Annotated in this window: 13 protein-coding genes and 1 pseudogene; 7 read left to right on the top strand and 7 right to left on the bottom strand. The window is 72.1% G+C overall.

What is annotated here, in order from left to right; genetic code table 11:
• Positions 1-140: 140 nt before the first annotated feature.
• The 3 genes and pseudogenes from STRTUCAR8_RS32630 to STRTUCAR8_RS32640 form a co-directional block, all read left to right on the top strand.
• Positions 141-1196: pseudogene (locus STRTUCAR8_RS32630) on the top strand (aromatic amino acid lyase); the annotation flags it as partial.
• The gene (locus STRTUCAR8_RS32635; protein ID WP_006380476.1) at positions 1193-2149 is read left to right on the top strand and encodes a MurR/RpiR family transcriptional regulator; all 957 of its coding nucleotides are present in this window, start codon (positions 1193-1195) and stop codon (positions 2147-2149) included. The pseudogene STRTUCAR8_RS32630 and the gene STRTUCAR8_RS32635, both read left to right, overlap by 4 nt.
• A 125-nt stretch (positions 2150-2274) precedes the next feature.
• The gene (locus tag STRTUCAR8_RS32640) at positions 2275-2868 is read left to right on the top strand and encodes a hypothetical protein (protein ID WP_006380482.1); all 594 of its coding nucleotides are present in this window, start codon (positions 2275-2277) and stop codon (positions 2866-2868) included.
• Positions 2869-2928: 60 nt separating this feature from the next.
• Here the strand turns inward: STRTUCAR8_RS32640 and STRTUCAR8_RS32645 are convergent, their stop codons facing one another.
• The 5 genes from STRTUCAR8_RS32645 to STRTUCAR8_RS32665 all read right to left on the bottom strand — a co-directional run bounded on the left by STRTUCAR8_RS32645 (position 2929) and on the right by STRTUCAR8_RS32665 (position 6861).
• Complete coding sequence (locus tag STRTUCAR8_RS32645) at positions 2929-3303, bottom strand: roadblock/LC7 domain-containing protein (RefSeq protein WP_006380481.1); 375 nt, start codon at positions 3301-3303, stop codon at positions 2929-2931.
• A gap of 25 nt (positions 3304-3328) precedes the next feature.
• Entirely contained in the window at positions 3329-3874 is a 546-nt protein-coding gene (locus STRTUCAR8_RS32650; RefSeq protein WP_006380478.1) for a roadblock/LC7 domain-containing protein, read from the bottom strand.
• Between the two features lie 34 nt (positions 3875-3908).
• A complete protein-coding gene (locus STRTUCAR8_RS32655) occupies positions 3909-4793 on the bottom strand; it encodes a hypothetical protein (RefSeq protein WP_006380486.1) in 885 nt (294 codons plus the stop codon).
• The gene (locus STRTUCAR8_RS32660) at positions 4790-5215 is read right to left on the bottom strand and encodes a hypothetical protein (RefSeq protein WP_006380477.1); all 426 of its coding nucleotides are present in this window, start codon (positions 5213-5215) and stop codon (positions 4790-4792) included. Before STRTUCAR8_RS32660 ends, STRTUCAR8_RS32655 begins: the two co-directional genes overlap by 4 nt.
• Positions 5216-5457: 242 nt before the next feature.
• Positions 5458-6861, bottom strand: coding sequence for a type III PLP-dependent enzyme domain-containing protein (locus STRTUCAR8_RS32665; protein ID WP_006380479.1), 1404 nt, complete (start codon positions 6859-6861; stop codon positions 5458-5460).
• A 158-nt stretch (positions 6862-7019) separates the two neighbouring features.
• Here STRTUCAR8_RS32665 and hutU point away from each other — a divergent pair, with 158 nt between their 5' ends.
• From hutU to hutI, 4 genes are all read left to right on the top strand, one after another.
• Entirely contained in the window at positions 7020-8699 is a 1680-nt protein-coding gene (hutU, locus tag STRTUCAR8_RS32670) for a urocanate hydratase (protein ID WP_006380485.1), read from the top strand.
• Between the two features lie 134 nt (positions 8700-8833).
• Complete coding sequence (locus STRTUCAR8_RS32675; protein WP_044473300.1) at positions 8834-10045, top strand: allantoate amidohydrolase; 1212 nt, start codon at positions 8834-8836, stop codon at positions 10043-10045.
• Positions 10042-11430 carry a formimidoylglutamate deiminase gene (locus STRTUCAR8_RS32680; RefSeq protein WP_006380489.1) on the top strand — a complete coding sequence of 463 codons (1389 nt, stop codon included), beginning with the start codon at positions 10042-10044 and terminating at the stop codon, positions 11428-11430. Before STRTUCAR8_RS32675 ends, STRTUCAR8_RS32680 begins: the two co-directional genes overlap by 4 nt.
• A 59-nt stretch (positions 11431-11489) precedes the next feature.
• Entirely contained in the window at positions 11490-12746 is a 1257-nt protein-coding gene (hutI, locus tag STRTUCAR8_RS32685; protein ID WP_006380487.1) for an imidazolonepropionase, read from the top strand.
• A gap of 42 nt (positions 12747-12788) precedes the next feature.
• Here hutI and STRTUCAR8_RS32690 read toward each other — a convergent pair whose 3' ends face one another.
• Both STRTUCAR8_RS32690 and STRTUCAR8_RS32695 read right to left on the bottom strand, forming a co-directional pair.
• A complete protein-coding gene (locus tag STRTUCAR8_RS32690; protein WP_006380480.1) occupies positions 12789-13667 on the bottom strand; it encodes a zinc metalloprotease in 879 nt (292 codons plus the stop codon).
• A gap of 154 nt (positions 13668-13821) precedes the next feature.
• On the bottom strand, positions 13822-15387 hold the full coding sequence (locus tag STRTUCAR8_RS32695; RefSeq protein WP_006380484.1) for an RICIN domain-containing protein: 1566 nt from the start codon (positions 15385-15387) through the stop codon (positions 13822-13824).
• Positions 15388-15490: the final 103 nt, after the last annotated feature.

Genomic DNA, 15490 nt, shown 5'->3' on the forward strand with positions numbered 1-15490 from the left:
GCCGTTAGGGATGCCGCTCTCACGGAACCAGTTACCGGCATAGCTTTGGGTATCTACAACGCCTGTTAGCTCTGTCTAAGCCTGCTGAATAGGTCCTAGGCCGTATTGGTATCCAGGAAGCTCAAACAAGCGAAGATGGGCAATTTGCCAGTCCTGGGGCCGATGCGTTCCTGGCTCTTCAGGGTGGGGGATCGGTGCTCCGGGGGCGTCGGGCCGTCGGTGCACCTGAGCCCCAGGCGCTCGACAACAACGACGCCCTCGCTCTGATCAGCAGCAACGCGCTGACCCTCGGGCAGGCCGCGCTGGCCCTGCACGAGCTGCGCGGGCTCATCGCCGCCACCCAGGTCGTCGCCGCGCTCTCGCTGCACGCCGTCGACGGCTCCCACGAGGCGTACGCGGCGCCCGTGCACGCCGCCCGTCCGCACCGCGGGTCCGTCGAAGTAGCCCGCCGGATGCGGGAGTTGATCGGTTCCGCGGACCGGCCCACCCCTCCCCTCGGGCGCATCCAGGACCCGTACGGCTTCCGGTGCCTGCCGCAGATCCACGGGCCCGCGCACGACGCGGCGGACGCGCTGGAGGGAGTACTCGCCATCGAGATCAACGCCGCCGCCGAGAACCCGCTCATCTCCCCGGAGGACCTCACCGCCTACCACCACGGCGGCTTCTACCAGGCCCAACTCGCCCTCGCCCTGGACCACTTCAGGCTGGCCGTCACCCAGGTGGCGCGGCTGTCCACCTCACGCCTGTCCACCCTGAACGAGCCCGCCTTCACCCGCCTGCGCCCCTTCCTCGCCGACCACGAGCCCGCCGCCTCCGGGGTGATGATCCTGGAGTACGCGGCCGGCGCGGCCCTCGGTGACCTGCGGGCCTTCTCCGCGCCCGCCTCGCTCGGGCACGCTGTACTCTCCCGGGGCGTCGAGGAACAGGCCAGCTTCGCCTCGCTCGCCGCCCGCCAGACACTGCGCGCGTGCGACGCGTACCGTCTCGTCGTCGGCTGCGAACTGGTCGCCGCCGTGCGGGCGCTGCGCCAGCGCGACCTGCGGCCGGACCCGGAGCTGCCGGCCGGACGGGCGCTGGAGCTGGCCGAGTCGGTCCTCGACGACGACTCGACCGACCGGCCGCTCACGGACGACGTGACAGCGGCGTCGGCACTGCTGGACCGGTTCACGGAGATCTGGAGGGGGAGCGGGGAATGAGCACGCCGAGCGCGGACGACAACGACGACAACAGGGATGCCGGTACGGGCGCGGAGGGGACGGACAGGGCGGTGGGGACCGAGGGCGCCGCAGGCGAGGTGGGCGCGAGCGGGCACCTTCCCGACAGCCCCGCCGCCCGGCTCCAGGCCCTCTTCGAAGGGCACCGGCTCACCCCGACCCAGCGGCGCATCGCGCACAGCATGGTGCGCCGCGCCTCCGAGGTGCCCTTCCTCTCCAGCGTCGAGCTGGCCGAACTGGCCGGTGTCAGCCAGCCGTCCGTCACCCGCTTCGCCGTAGCCCTCGGCTTCGACGGCTACCCGGCGCTGCGCAAGCACCTGCGCGAGGTCGCCCCCACCGAACAGAGCGCCGAGCCGGGCTCGTACAACGAGTACCAGCAGGCCGTCGAGGCCGAGATCGAGAACCTGAGGCACCTGGCGGAGATCCTCGCCGACCCGCGTCCGGTGCTGCGGGCGGGGCGGCTGCTCGCCGCCTCGCGCCCCCTGCCCGTCCTCGGGCTGCGCGCCGCCGCCTCCCAGGCGTACGGCTTCGCCTACTTCGCCGCCAAGGTCCACCCCGACGTACGGCTGCTCCACGAGGGCGGCACGATGATCCACGACCGTATCGACGCCGCCGTACGGGCGGGCGCCTCGACCCTGCTGTGCTTCGCGCTGCCCCGGCATCCGCGCGAGGTCGTCGACACCCTCGCCTACGCCAAGGGGGCGGGGCTGACCGTCGTCACCGTCGCCGACTCGGCGTTCGCGCCGGTCGCGAAGGTCTCCGACCTCCTGCTGCCGGCCGCCGTCGGCACCGGCCTCGCCTTCGACACCGCCTGTGCGCCGATGCTGCTCGGCCGGGTGCTGCTGGAGGCGATGTGCGACGACCTGCCGGACGCCCAGGCCCGCCTGGAGGAGTTCGACGCGAGGGCGGCGGCCCGGGGGCTGTTCGTCGAGTAGGCCCGCGCGGTGCCTTCGCGGGTCCTTCGCGCGTCCTTCCCCGGTTCTCAGACTGGTCTCACGTTCGCTCGCTACTCTCCCGCTCCGGCAGGACTGTGCCGAAATGGACTTACCGGGAGGCGGACGTGGCGCGCGGAGTTCGTGGAAGGCAGGGGCTGGCGCGGGTGGCTGTGGTCGTACGGGCCGGAGCGGCGCCCATGTGGTGGTTCGGAGTGTTCGCGGCCGGCATCGGCGTACTGGTGCCGGGGATCACCGGTCGCCGGATCGGGGTGATGGCGGGGGCCGCGCTGTTCATCGTCACGGCCGGGATCGTGGCGTACCTGCGGCGCGGGCGCTACACCGCGCTCGCCGCCGGTCCCGTCCGGGCCGGGCGGCACGACGTGCTCCAGGACCGCGCGGTGACCATACGCAACTGGCGCCGCGGCCACCGCTGGTGGCTGCTGCTCGCCTTCGCCGCCGCGCTGGTCAGCTCCCTCGCGGTGCCCGCGGCGGGCGGGATGCTGCTCGCCGGAGCCGGTACCGGGCTGCGGCTGAAGGCCGCCTGGCTGGGCCGCCGCGAGCGCGCCGACGACGTACTGCTCTGGGTGCGGGTCGACTGGCTCGGCCCGCGCTCCGGAGCCCCGGTCGGCAAGCCCGTCAAGGCCTACCGCGCCACGGGAATCGCCGCGGGCGACGCGACCCCGGGCGGGGCGCGCCGCCGCGGCGACGTACTGGTCTAGCTGGTCTAGCTGGTCCGGCTCGGCCGCCGAGTTCGGCGGATCCGGCTCGTCGGTCCCGGCTCAGACCTCGATCTCCGCCTCGATCCTCTTCAGCTGGTGGCGGGCCATCGCCAGGTTGGAACGGCTGATGTCCAGCACCAGGTAGAGGAAGAGGCCGTTGCCGCCGCGCCCCTTCATCATGCGGATCAGGTGGTACTGGCTGGACAGCGTGATCAGGATGTCCTCGATCTCGCCCTTCAGGCCGAGGTGCTCCATCGTCCGCATCTTGGCGCGTACGACATCGGTGTTGCCGGCGGCGGCGACGTTCAGGTCGAAGGTCTTGCTGCCGCCCATCGTGCCCAGGGCCATGCCGCTGGTGTAGTCGACGAGTGCGACTCCGGTGGCGCCCTCGATGGAGGTCAGCGCCTCTTTCAACGCGGTCTCTGTGGTGGCCATGACGGTTTTCCTCTCCTGCTTCGGTTCAACTATCCGTGGTGGTACGCGCGTTGGGCGTGGTTGACGGTGTGCGTGCCGCGCGCGGGGATCTGGTTCGAGTGGGCATGGGGGCGGGTGCGGCCGTGGGCATGGGAGGCGCTGCGGGCTCGGTGGCCGGTTCGATGGCCCGTTCGGCCACGGCCGGCGGTGACCGGGTCTCGGTCGCCGCGTCGACCAGTTCCCCGATGCGCAGGCCGGCCCGGCGGCCCTCCAGGTGCAGCCGGCCGACGTTGACGCGGTCCTGGGCGAGCAGCGTCAGGACGGCGGTACGGCCCGCCGCGTACGTCGCCACGTAGCCGTACACCCCGCGCACGAGCAGCTCGCGGAAGTCGCCCTGGCCGGTCGCGTCGGCCATCCGTACGGCGACGCTGAGCGCGGTGGCGGTGAGCGCCGCGACCGTCTCCGGTTCGACACCGGGGGTGTCCTGCACAAGGACGAGACCGTCGACGCTGGCCGCGAGCGCGCCGGTGAGCTGGGGTACGCGGGCCCGCAACCGGCGCAGTTCGTCCATGACTTCGGCCTCGGCTGCCATGAGTTGTCTCCTCTCGGCACGCGGGCGCTGCCGTTCAAAGGGCCTCCAGCGCATCCCTGAGCCTCTTCAGCAGCGTGATGTTGGGGTCGGCGAACGACGGCGGCAGTGTCCCGGGGGGAGCCGGGGGAGCGGACGACTCGGACGGTGGTGGAGCGGCGAGGGCGGGGTCGGCGGGCGTCGGGGCCGGGGTGGCGTCCGGGGCTATGACGCCGGCGGCTGCCAGGCGCCGTATGTCCACGAGGGCGTGGAACGTCGGGCGGGCCAGCGCCAGGGCGATGTCCGCCGCCGTACGGACCCCGTTGACCAGGGCCAGTACGGCGTGCTGGCGGGCGGTGACCGTCGGTGCGGCCGGGCTGCCGGAGAGGAGCAGGGGGGCGCTGTCGGGGGCGGGGTCGGGCCAGATGCGGTGCAGCAGGGCGCGCCTGCGCAGCGTCTCGTGCTCGACCGCCGCCACCGGTACCGGTCTCACCGGGCCGAGCCAGTGCGTGTCCCCGTACCGGAAGTGTCCCGGCGTGCCGCTGGGCGAGAGGGCGAAGTACGCGGCGTCGAACAGCGCCCCCAGGTGGCACACCTCCAGGGCGCCGGCGCCGATCCGGCCGCTCTCGACCAGGAACCGCCCGACCCGGTGCAGCTCGCCGGCCGCGCCGACCGCGTCCCGCCAGCCGTCCGCGTCCAGCGTGCCGCGCGCCGTGAGCAGCACGTCGAGGCCGGGTACGGCCGGGCTCTCCGCGTGCACCACCTGGCCGTCGGCGAGGTAGAGCGAGCCGCGCTCGCGGACCAGGACGCCGGTGGCCCGCTCGGTGGCGAGCCGGGCGAGCATCGGCGAGACCCCGCCCCACGCCCGCTGCCGGGCTGCCGCCCTGTCCCGCACCGGCAGGCGCGGGGGCGGGGTCGTCAGGTTCGTGCGCAGTGTCGTCATCCCAGCACCAGCCGTCCGGCCATCTCGCCGAGCCGGATACGGGCCAGCGCGAGATTGCCGTCCGCGCGGGCCAGCCACAGATGCAGGAACACGCTGCTGTCGAAGCTCGTCCTGACGAACCGCAGGACGTGATAGCTGTCGCGGTTGCTGATGATCAGATCCTCGACCGGAGGATCCTGCCCCGGCCGGCCGCCGGTGAATGCGTCGGCGTCGGCCTCGTCGTCCTCCTCCGGGGCGAACGCGCGGTGCTCGGCGGCCAGCCGGGCCAGCTCGGCCGCCTCGGCCGCCATCGTCTCCGGGTCACCGCCCGGGGATTCCCCGACGGTGCCCAGTGCCAGCCCGCTGGTCCAGTCGACCAGCGCGGCGCCCCGGGCACCGGGCAGCCGCATGGCTTCCAGTAAGCACTCGTCGATTCCGGGCACCCTGAGCCCCTCCCGCCTGTCCCGCTCGCGTCTGTCCGGCTGGTGTTCGGCCGCCCCACCTGGCGTTCGGCCGACGGATGTCCGGCCAGCCCGGTGTTCGGCTGAGTGACGCAGACGCTACGCAACGTGTGCGCGAGGAGTGAGAGATCTGGCATTTTCCAGTGGAACATGCGCCGGATGACTAAGGTGGGTCGACTGAGCCTGTTTTCAGGGCAGTTGACCTGCATGTTCCCCGGCGTCCGTCAAGGGCGCGCGGAGGGGGAGGCGGGTGTGGCGAGGGTGGTGAGCGCGGAGGCGTGCGCCCCGCCGGATTCGGCCACGATCTCGGCGACGGTCTGCGGCTCCCGTACGACCGCGAAGGCGACGGCCCCGTCTCCGCCGTCCCCATCCCCGCCGTCGCCGCCCCTGGCCGACGCGAACCCGTAGATCCCCGGCCGGGCGAGGGAGTTGTACCCGTAGTGGTGCGCGAAGTAGTACGCGCCCGTGTCCAGCGCCGCCGCGTAGTCGCCCTGTTCGAGGAGCGGCAGTGCCCGTCCCTCGGCGAGCAGGTCGCCGGAGAAGCAGGCGGGCCCGGCCACGTCCTGCACCACGTCCGCCCCGGACTTGGGGTGCCCCTTCCCGTCGTACGCGGCGATCCTGAGCGGCCACGAACCCGGTGCGTACACCGTCCGGGTCGCGACCTGCACGCCCGCGTGCGTGACCGCGACCGGGCGTCCGCCGGCACTCTTCGCGTACTCGACCCGGGCCACCACCGTGCCGTGCTTGGCCAGCAGTGACCGCCCGAACTCGGTCACCAGCCCGTACCGGCCCGAGAACAGCCCCGGCACCGCGTCGCCCAGCAGTCGCGCGTACTGCGCGAACGTCGGACTCGTCGCGTCCGACGCGAAGTTGACCGGCAACCCGCCGCCGATGTCGATCGTGTCGATCTGCCGCCGCCCGACCCGTCGGTTGATCTCCTCGGCGAGCGCGTACGTCTCCGCCACGCCCCGCACCATCAGCGACAGCGGGATGCCCTGCGACCCGGTGTGCGCGTGCAGCCTGGTCAGCCACGGGCGCTCGGCGTACGCCCCCACGATCCACTCGCGCGCCCCCTCGTCCTGGAGCGCCACCCCGAACTTCGAGGTCGCCGTGGCCGTGGACGTGGCCCCGATCGACCCTCCGCCGATCTGCGGGTTCACCCTGATCCCGACAGGGGACCGGCTGGTCGCCGAGCTCATCAGCGCGTCGAGCCGGTCCAGCTCCTGCGGGTTGTCGGCGTTCACGGCGATGCCCAGTGCCAGCGCCTCGCGCAGTTCGGCGGGTGTCTTGGCCGGCGAGTCCAGCACCGTCCGGTTCGGCGGCACCCCCGCCGCCCGCGCCAGCGCCAGCTCCCCCGGGCTCGCCACCTCGGCCCCGATCCCCTCCTCGCGCAGCAGCCGCAGTACGGGCACCAGCGGGGTCGCCTTCACCGCGAAGGCGTGCAGTACGGGCGTGCCGGGCGCCAGTACCGCGTCGAAGGCGGCGCGGAGCTCGGCGGCGGACTCGCGGATGCCGGTGACGTCGAGCAGACCGACGATGGGTGCGTGGGTGTGGAGCAGCCCCTGCTCCACGGCGGCGCGTACGGCTTCGTCCCGCCGGCTGATCCGATCCGACCTGTTGTGTTCCATGACATCCCCCGTGGTGTCGTTGTCCGTATCGATGGGTCAAGCCAAACATCCGCGACGCGCGCATGCTGGCGCAAGAACGTATTGACTAGTTCTATTCAGGAAGCGAAGATGTGAATATCCACTGCAACAGTCGCTAGCAGTCCGCTGGGAGGCAGACCATGTCAGGACCCCGCCCCGTACGAGCCCCGCGCGGTACGGAACTGAGTGCCCTGGGATGGCAGCAGGAGGCCGCCCTGCGGATGCTGCAGAACAACCTGGACCCCGAGGTCGCCGAACACCCCGACAAGCTCGTCGTCTACGGCGGCACCGGCAAGGCCGCCCGTGACTGGCGCTCCTTCGACGCCATGGTCCGCACCCTGCGCACCCTCAAGCAGGACGAGACGATGCTCGTCCAGTCGGGCCGCCCCGTCGGTGTCATGCAGACCCACGAGTGGGCCCCGCGCGTGCTGATCGCCAACTCCAACCTGGTCGGCGACTGGGCCAACTGGGAGGAGTTCCGCCGTCTGGAGGCCCTCGGCCTGACCATGTACGGGCAGATGACGGCCGGGTCCTGGATCTACATCGGCACCCAGGGCATCCTCCAGGGCACCTACGAGACCTTCGCCGCCGTCGCCGCCAAGAAGTTCGGCGGCACCCTCGCCGGGACGATCACCCTCACCGCCGGCCTCGGCGGGATGGGCGGCGCCCAGCCGCTCGCCGTAACGATGAACGACGGCGTCGCGATCTGCATCGACGTCGACCCGCGTGCCATCGAGCGCCGCATCGAGCACCGGTACCTCGACGTGAAGGCCGACTCCCTGGAGCACGCCCTCCAGCTCGCGGTGGAGGCCCGTGACGCCCGCCGCCCGCTCTCCATCGGCCTGCTGGGCAACGCGGCCGAGCTGTTCCCGCGCATGCTCGCCGAGAGCGCCCCCATCGACATCGTCACCGACCAGACGTCGGCCCACGACCCGCTCTCCTACCTGCCGGTCGGCGTCGACTTCGACGACCTGGCCTCCTACGCGGCGAAGGACCCGGCCGGCTTCACGACCCGGGCGCGCGAGTCGATGGCACGGCACGTGGAGGCGATGGTCGGCTTCATGGACGCCGGTGCCGAGGTCTTCGACTACGGCAACTCCATCCGGGGTGAGGCCCAACTCGCCGGATACGAGCGGGCGTTCGCCTTCCCCGGCTTCGTGCCCGCGTACATTCGCCCCCTCTTCTGCGAGGGCAAGGGCCCCTTCCGCTGGGCCGCCCTGTCGGGCGAGGCGTCCGACATCGCGAAGACCGACAAGGCGATGCTGGAGCTGTTCCCCGAGGCTGAATCTGCTCAAAACGCGTCACTGCACCGCTGGATCAAGATGGCCGGAGAGCGCGTCCACTTCCAGGGGCTGCCGGCCCGGATCTGCTGGCTCGGCTACGGCGAGCGGGACAGGGCGGGCGAGCGCTTCAACGACATGGTGGCGAGCGGAGAGCTGGCCGCGCCGCTGGTCATCGGCCGCGACCATCTCGACAGCGGGTCCGTCGCGTCTCCCTACCGGGAGACCGAGGCCATGCTCGACGGCTCCGACGCGATCGCCGACTGGCCGCTGCTGAACGCGATGGTCAACGTGGCGTCCGGGGCGTCCTGGGTCTCCATCCACCACGGAGGCGGGGTCGGCATGGGACGGTCGATCCACGCCGGGCAGGTGTGCGTGGCCGACGGCACGAAGCTGGCGGGCGAGAAGATCCGCCGGGTGCTGACCAATGACCCGGGGATGGGTGTGATCCGGCACGTGGACGCCGGGTACGACATCGCGGAGTCGGTCGCGGACGAGCGGGGCGTGCGGGTGCCGATGCGCGAGGGAGACGACGCGTGAGGGGATTTTCCGGCGGGGGCGGTGACTCCGCGGCGGAGGCGGACAGTTCGTCGCCGACCGCGGGTTCGGCCGCACCAACCCTCCCCACCTCGCAACTCCGTTCGAGCGGCTCTTCCGGTGCCTCCTTTCTGGAGATGTGGCGGGACCTCGCGCCCATCGGGCGGCACCCGGACTCCCGGGGCTATCGCCGGTTCGCCTGGACCGGGGTCGATCTTGAGTGCCGGGCCTGGTTCAAGGAGCAGGCCGAGGCTCGGGGGCTTGTCCACGAGGTCGACCGGAACGGGAACCAGTGGGCCTGGCTCGGGGATCCCGGCGCCGGGGACGCCGTCGTCACCGGGTCGCATCTCGACTCCGTGCCCGACGGCGGGGCTTTCGACGGGCCCCTCGGTGTCGTCTCCTCCTTCGCCGCCCTCGACGAACTCCGGGGCCGTGGTGTGCGGTTCACCAAGCCGCTGGCCATCGTCAACTTCGGGGACGAGGAAGGCGCCCGGTTCGGGCTCGCCTGTGTCGGGTCGCGGCTCACCGCCGGTGCCGCCACCGTCGAGCAGGCCCGGCTGCTGACCGACGGGGACGGTGTCACCCTGCCGCGCGCGATGGAGGCCGCCGGCTACGACCCGGACACCATCGGGCCGGACCCCGAGCGGCTCGCCCGTATCGGCGCCTTCGTCGAACTGCACGTCGAGCAGGGGCGGGCTCTCGACCTGAGCGGCGACCGCGTCGGCATCGCCAGTGCCATCTGGCCGCACGGGCGGTGGCGGTTCGATTTCCGAGGCGAGGCCAACCACGCCGGTACGACCCGCCTCGTCGACCGCCGCGACCCCATGCTGTCGTACGCCGAGACCGTCCTCGCCGCCCGGCGCGAGGCGCAGCTCGCCGGCGCCGTCGCCACCTTCGGGAAGATCGCCGTCGAGCCCAACGGGGTCAACGCCATCCCCTCCCTCGTACGCGGCTGGCTCGACTCCCGCGCCGCCGACCAGCACGCCCTCGACACCGTCGTCTCCGGCGTCGAGAAGGCGGCCCGCGAGTACGCCGAGGCACACGGCGTCGACCTCGACGTCGTCCGGGAGTCGTTCACCCCCGTCGTCGAGTTCGACCACGCCCTGCGCGACGAACTCGCCCGACTGCTGGGCCGGGAGGGAGAAGACGCCGAACTCACCGTGCCCGTCCTGGGCACCGGTGCCGGACACGACGCGGGGATTCTCTCCGGGAGCATCCCGACCGCCATGCTGTTCGTGCGCAACCCCACGGGCGTCTCGCACTCCCCGGCGGAGTACGCCGCCGAGGACGACTGCGTGGCCGGGGTGACCGCACTCGCCGACGTACTGGAAGGGCTGGCCTGCACGTGACGCACCCGGAACAGCAGTCGCATCAGCACGCGCGTCCGCAGCGCACCTACTGGCTGGAGCACGCCTGGCTCGACACCAACGTCGAGCCGGGCGTCGCCCTCGATGTGCGGGACGGCCGGATCACCGCCGTCCGCACCGGAGTCGACGCCCCGCCGCCCGGCGCCGAGATTCTCCGCGGGCTCACCCTCCCCGGACTCGCCAACGCCCACAGTCACGCCTTCCACCGCGCCCTGCGCGGCACCGTCCAGGTCGGCTCCGGCACCTTCTGGACCTGGCGCGAGATCATGTACTCCTTCGCCGACCGGCTGACCCCCGAGAGCTACCACGCCCTCGCCCGTGCCGTGTACGCCGAGATGGCCCTCGCCGGCATCACCGCCGTGGGCGAGTTCCACTACGTCCACCACGCCCCCGGCGGTACCCCGTACGCCGACCCGAACGCCATGGGTGAGGCCCTCCTCGCCGCGGCCTCCGACGCCGGAGTCCGCATCACCCTCCTCGACACCGCCTACCTTTCCTCCGGGATCCACGACAAGAGGAGCGGACAGCCCCCGAACCGTCACCAGCTTCGGTTCTCCGACGGCACGGCCGACGCCTGGGCGGAACGCTGTTCAGTTCTCAAGGACCGGGATCACGCGCGGATCGGTGCCGCCATCCACTCCGTACGGGCCGTGCCCGCCGGCCAGCTGGCGACCGTGGCACGCTGGGCCGAGGAACGGAGGGCGCCGCTCCATGTGCACCTGTCCGAGCAGACGGCGGAGAACGACGCCTGCCTCGCCGCCCACGGATGCACCCCCACCCGCCTGCTCGCCGACCACGGGGTCCTCGGCCCCCGCACCACCGGCGTCCACAACACCCACCTCACCGACGAGGACATCGCGCTCCTCGGGGGCAGCGGCACCGGCACCTGCATGTGCCCCACCACCGAACGCGACCTCGCCGACGGCATCGGCCCCGCCGTCGCCCTCCAGCGCGCGGGCTCACCCCTCTGCCTGGGCTCCGACAGCCACGCCGTCATCGACCTGCTCGAAGAGGCGCGCGCCATGGAACTGAACGAGCGACTGCGCACCCGCACCCGGGGCCACTGGACAGCGGCGGCCCTGCTCCGGGCGGCCTCCGCCGACGGTCACGCGGCCCTCGGCTGGGCCGACGCGGGCACCCTGGAGGCGGGTGCGCTCGCCGACTTCACGACGATCGCGCTCGACTCGGTCAGAACAGCGGGGCCGGTGCCTCGTCTGGGAGCGGAGACCGCGGTATTCGCAGCGTCGGCAGCGGATGTGCGTCATACGGTCGTGGGCGGCCGGCACGTCGTGCGCGACGGGGCGCACACCCTCGTACCCGAGGTTCCGCAGGCCCTTGCGGCCGCTGTCGAAGCCCTGCGTGGCTGAACCCCGTACGCACCCCCGTACGTCCGCCCGCCCGCAGGCCCGTCACCCACGAGGACGCCATGAACAGCACCAGCACGCCGAGCAGTCCGGGCAGCCCGAACCGGACGAACAGCGCTATCGGCAGCACGACCGACACCACCACCGGCACGACGACCGTCATCACGAACATCGGCAGCCTGGTCACCAACGACCCCTCTCTCGGCGACGGTTCTTCTCTGGGACTGGTCCTGGACGCGGCCGTCGTCATAGAGGGCGACCGCGTCGTCTGGACCGGTGAATCCAGCAAAGCACCCGCCACTGACAATCGGGTCGACGCAGGTGGCAGGGCCGTCCTCCCGGGCTTCGTCGACTCCCACTCCCACCTCGTCTTCGCGGGCGACCGGACCCAGGAGTTCAACGCCCGCATGTCCGGGCGCAGCTATACAGCGGGGGGTATCCGCACGACCGTCGCCGCGACCCGCGCCGCCACGGACGCGGAACTGGAGGCCAACCTCACCCGTTTTCTCCGCGAGGCCCTCCACCAGGGCACGACGACCTTCGAGACCAAGTCGGGGTACGGCCTGACCGTCGAGGACGAGGCCCGCGCCCTGCGCATCGCCGCCGCCCACACCGACGAGGTCACCTTCCTCGGCGCCCACATCGTGTCCCCGGACTACGCCGACGACCCGGCCGGCTATGTCGCCCTGGTCACCGGCGAGATGCTCGACGCCTGTGCCCCGTACGCCCGTTGGGTCGACGTCTTCTGCGAGAAGGGTGCTTTCGACGGCGACCAGGCCCGGGCGATCCTCACCGCGGGCAAGGCGAAGGGACTGCACCCGCGCGTCCACGCCAACCAGCTCTCGTACGGCCCCGGTGTGCGGCTTGCCGTCGAACTGGACGCCGCCAGCGCCGACCACTGCACCCACCTCACCGACGCCGACGTGGACGCCCTCGCGAACAGCGAGACGGTCGCGACCCTGCTGCCCGGCGCCGAGTTCTCGACTCGCGCCCAGTGGCCGGACGCCCGCCGTCTCCTCGACGCGGGCGTCACGGTCGCACTCTCCACGGACTGCAACCCGGGGTCGTCCTTCACCTCCTCCGTGCCCTTCTGCGTCGCGCTGGCGGTACGGGACATGGGCATGACCCCGGACGAGGCGGTCTGGTCGGCAACAGCGGGGGGCGCGCGGGCGCTACGCCGCACCGACGTCGGCCGCCTCACGCCCGGGGCGTACGCCGACCTGACGATCCTGGACGCCCCGAGCCACGTACACCTGGCCTACCGGCCGGGAGTTCCGCTGGTCAGCGGGGTGTGGCGGCGGGGCGTACAGGTCGTCTGAGCCGATAGGTCGACCTGGTTCGTCGGGCGGCTCGGTGCCTGCTCAGAGGCCGTAGCGGTTCTTCAGGTGGCGCCAGAAGTCACGGAACATCCACTTGTCGAACTCCGTGATCTGGGTCGCGCTGCCGGCGTTCATGATGAAGCAGCACTGGCCGGTCGGGGTCCAGTCGTAGAAGTCGTCGAGCCCGAACGTGTGGCCGACCTCGTGCAGGTAGATGTGGATGTTCTCCTGGCCGAGGGTGTTCACGAAGTACTCCTGGCCGACCCGCTGGCCCCAGTCGCCGCCGGCGCCGCCCTGGAAGCCCTTCGTCAGCCACAGCGACTGGTCGTAGTGACGGGACGCGCCGCCCGGGCACCTGGAGTAGTTGCCGTCCTGGTGGAAGAAGCGGCCGCAGTCGGGAGCGCACTGCGGGGAGCCGCCGCCGTCGAGGTTCCCGGCGTAGATGTCGACGGAGTTGTCCGTCCACTGGAGGGTCGAACGGTTCTTCACCGCCCATCCGACGATGTTGACGGGCACGTTCGTGTACGGCCAGGCGTTGTGCCCCCTGCCGTTGTCGACCATGGCCGACATCCACTTGCCGAACTGCTTCTTCAGCGCCGTGTGGATCCGGTCGCGCAGTGCGGTGCTGACGGGCGCGTCCGACTCCCAGCGGACGCAGTAGTTGACGCTTCCCCGGTTGGCCATGACCTGGTCCCAGCCGTAGTTGCGGAAGCCGTAGAGGTCCGGATAGGTCGACGAGACGTGGTTCCAGACCTCGTTCAGCGGCTGTACGAGGTTGGCGGGCGGGTTCCAGTCGTCCGCGGCCCGCGTCTGTGCCGCCGACACGGCGGGAGCGGCGAACGCCGCCGGCAGGCCGGGAGCGGCGATCAGTGCTGCCAGCGAGGCGAGGACCGCCAGGAGGCGTGCGATGCGTCTACGCATGGGTGAACTCCTGTTGTGGGGAACGGGATTCACCCTCGGGTCGCCACCGGTCGCGTGCGGGGTTGCCGACAGTTCCCCGGCGGCGTTTCACTCCCTTCTCCCACGGCGGAGTGAAACGCCGGGCCCTCGCGGGAGGTTGGCGAGTACGGACTTTTCAGCTAGCGCCCGCGCGCCAGCGCTGCCCCGACCCGCCCGACAGCGGTGCGAGGGTCAGACCGCCGTCGACGTCCGGACTGAGCGCCGTCGCGATGGCGATCGCCGGACGGATCACACCGTCGTCGTCCACGGTGAACCGCAGGTTGTCGCCGTTGTCGTCACTGTCCACCGACGCGCACTCCCAGATGCCGACGCCCTTGTCCACGTCACCCCGGCTGTCCAGGCACAGATCGGTGTCGGCGGCCGACCGCAGCAGCCCCAAGTCGGCGTCCACCCGCCAGCGTTGGGTCGCGGCCGACGCGGAACAGGGCGCCGTGACGACGTCCGTCCCCTTCTCCGGCGCACCGTCCCGGATGTCCAGGCAGCGCCCCGAGGCGACGTTCACCACCTGGGCGTACGAGGCTCCGGGCGCCCGGAACACGGCCGTGCGCGTGGGGCTCGGCGTGGGATCCGCCGAGGGCGTTGGCTCACCGGTCGGTGTCGAAGTGGCCGGCGGTCGTGAAGTCGGCGGCGGAGAAGGGGCCCCGGTGTCCGCCGACGCCGAGGGGACCGGCGCCCCGGGGCCGCTCGGTACCGCGGTGAGCGGGGGCGTTCCCGACCCGCCCCGCTGGCTCGGCGAGCTGTCGCCCGACGAGAGCAGCACGATCAGCAGCGGGACCAGCGTCACACCGAGCACCGCCGAGGCCAGCACGAACCGCCGCCGGGACCGCCGGGCCGGCGACCAGGGCCAACTGGGCTCCGGGGGCACGGTGTTGGTGCGGGTGACCGTCGGTGCGTCCCTCGCGTACGCCGGACCGCACCACGGCAACAGGCCCTCCCCGAGCGCCGTGCGCGGGTGGTCGCGCAGGGCGGAGAGTTCCCCGTAGGCCCCCGAGCAGTGCGGGCAGATGACCATGTGAGAGTTCAGGTCCGTGCTGTGGCGGGGGTTGACGGGGCGGACCGACTCCTCGATCAGCCGGCGGAAGTCCTGGCAGCGCGGGTCGTCGGAGGCGGCCAGCCGGGACCGCAGACAGGCCTGGGTCAGGGTCTGGAGCGCGGCCTGCGTCTCGTACGTCACGTCTTCGGGCGTCAGGCCGAGCAGTGCGGCGGTCCGGTCCTCGGACTCGCGCTCCACGATGCCGTACCAGATGAGGCCCTGCGTGCGGGACGACAGCGACTGGAACGGGCCCAGCACGGGCGGGGGCGGCCAGCTGCCGCCGGCGGTGCTCAGGACGAGGAGCAGGCTCGGGTCGAGGCCCGCCGCGTGTTCGTCGGTGGCCCAGGCGGCAGCCATGCCGGCGGTCAGCAGCAGGAGTTGGTGGCGCCAGGGGACGCTCGGCTCGGTACCGCGTGCCGTGTCCCGGGCCGCCGCCGTGAACGCCTGGTCCGCCAACTGCCGTGCTGTGGAGTCGCTCACCGTGCACAGACGGGCGTAGGCCAGGACGGACGCGCGGTGGCGGCCACGGAGTTCCTGCAACGCGGGGTACGCGGTGGGGGAGTTGGTGCGCAGCAATTCGGTGAGGTGCGCGTCGGACGCGCCGGCGTACACCCCGTACCCCTCGCTGTCGTCGGTGTCCTGGGACATCCGTCCGCCTCCTCGCAACCCCCGACTCCGGCCCCGTGCTGACGTACCGGCCAGTCTGAGGGCGCGCCCGGTGACGCAGGGGGCCTTTGGGAAAAGAGAGGAG

The sequence above is a fragment of the Streptomyces turgidiscabies Car8 genome, from assembly GCF_000331005.1.
Classification (GTDB): domain Bacteria; phylum Actinomycetota; class Actinomycetes; order Streptomycetales; family Streptomycetaceae; genus Streptomyces; species Streptomyces turgidiscabies.

Coding starts and splice junctions, on each gene's coding strand:
- STRTUCAR8_RS32645 (WP_006380481.1), bottom strand. CDS start 3,303: ATGGCCACCACAGAGACCGCGTTGAAAGAGGCGCTGACCTCCATCGAG.
- STRTUCAR8_RS32690 (WP_006380480.1), bottom strand. CDS start 13,667: ATGCGTAGACGCATCGCACGCCTCCTGGCGGTCCTCGCCTCGCTGGCA.
- STRTUCAR8_RS32675 (WP_044473300.1), top strand. CDS start 8,834: ATGTGGCGGGACCTCGCGCCCATCGGGCGGCACCCGGACTCCCGGGGC.
- hutI (WP_006380487.1), top strand. CDS start 11,490: ATGAACAGCACCAGCACGCCGAGCAGTCCGGGCAGCCCGAACCGGACG.
- STRTUCAR8_RS32665 (WP_006380479.1), bottom strand. CDS start 6,861: ATGGAACACAACAGGTCGGATCGGATCAGCCGGCGGGACGAAGCCGTA.
- STRTUCAR8_RS32650 (WP_006380478.1), bottom strand. CDS start 3,874: ATGGCAGCCGAGGCCGAAGTCATGGACGAACTGCGCCGGTTGCGGGCC.
- STRTUCAR8_RS32695 (WP_006380484.1), bottom strand. CDS start 15,387: ATGTCCCAGGACACCGACGACAGCGAGGGGTACGGGGTGTACGCCGGC.
- STRTUCAR8_RS32635 (WP_006380476.1), top strand. CDS start 1,193: ATGAGCACGCCGAGCGCGGACGACAACGACGACAACAGGGATGCCGGT.
- hutU (WP_006380485.1), top strand. CDS start 7,020: ATGTCAGGACCCCGCCCCGTACGAGCCCCGCGCGGTACGGAACTGAGT.
- STRTUCAR8_RS32655 (WP_006380486.1), bottom strand. CDS start 4,793: ATGACGACACTGCGCACGAACCTGACGACCCCGCCCCCGCGCCTGCCG.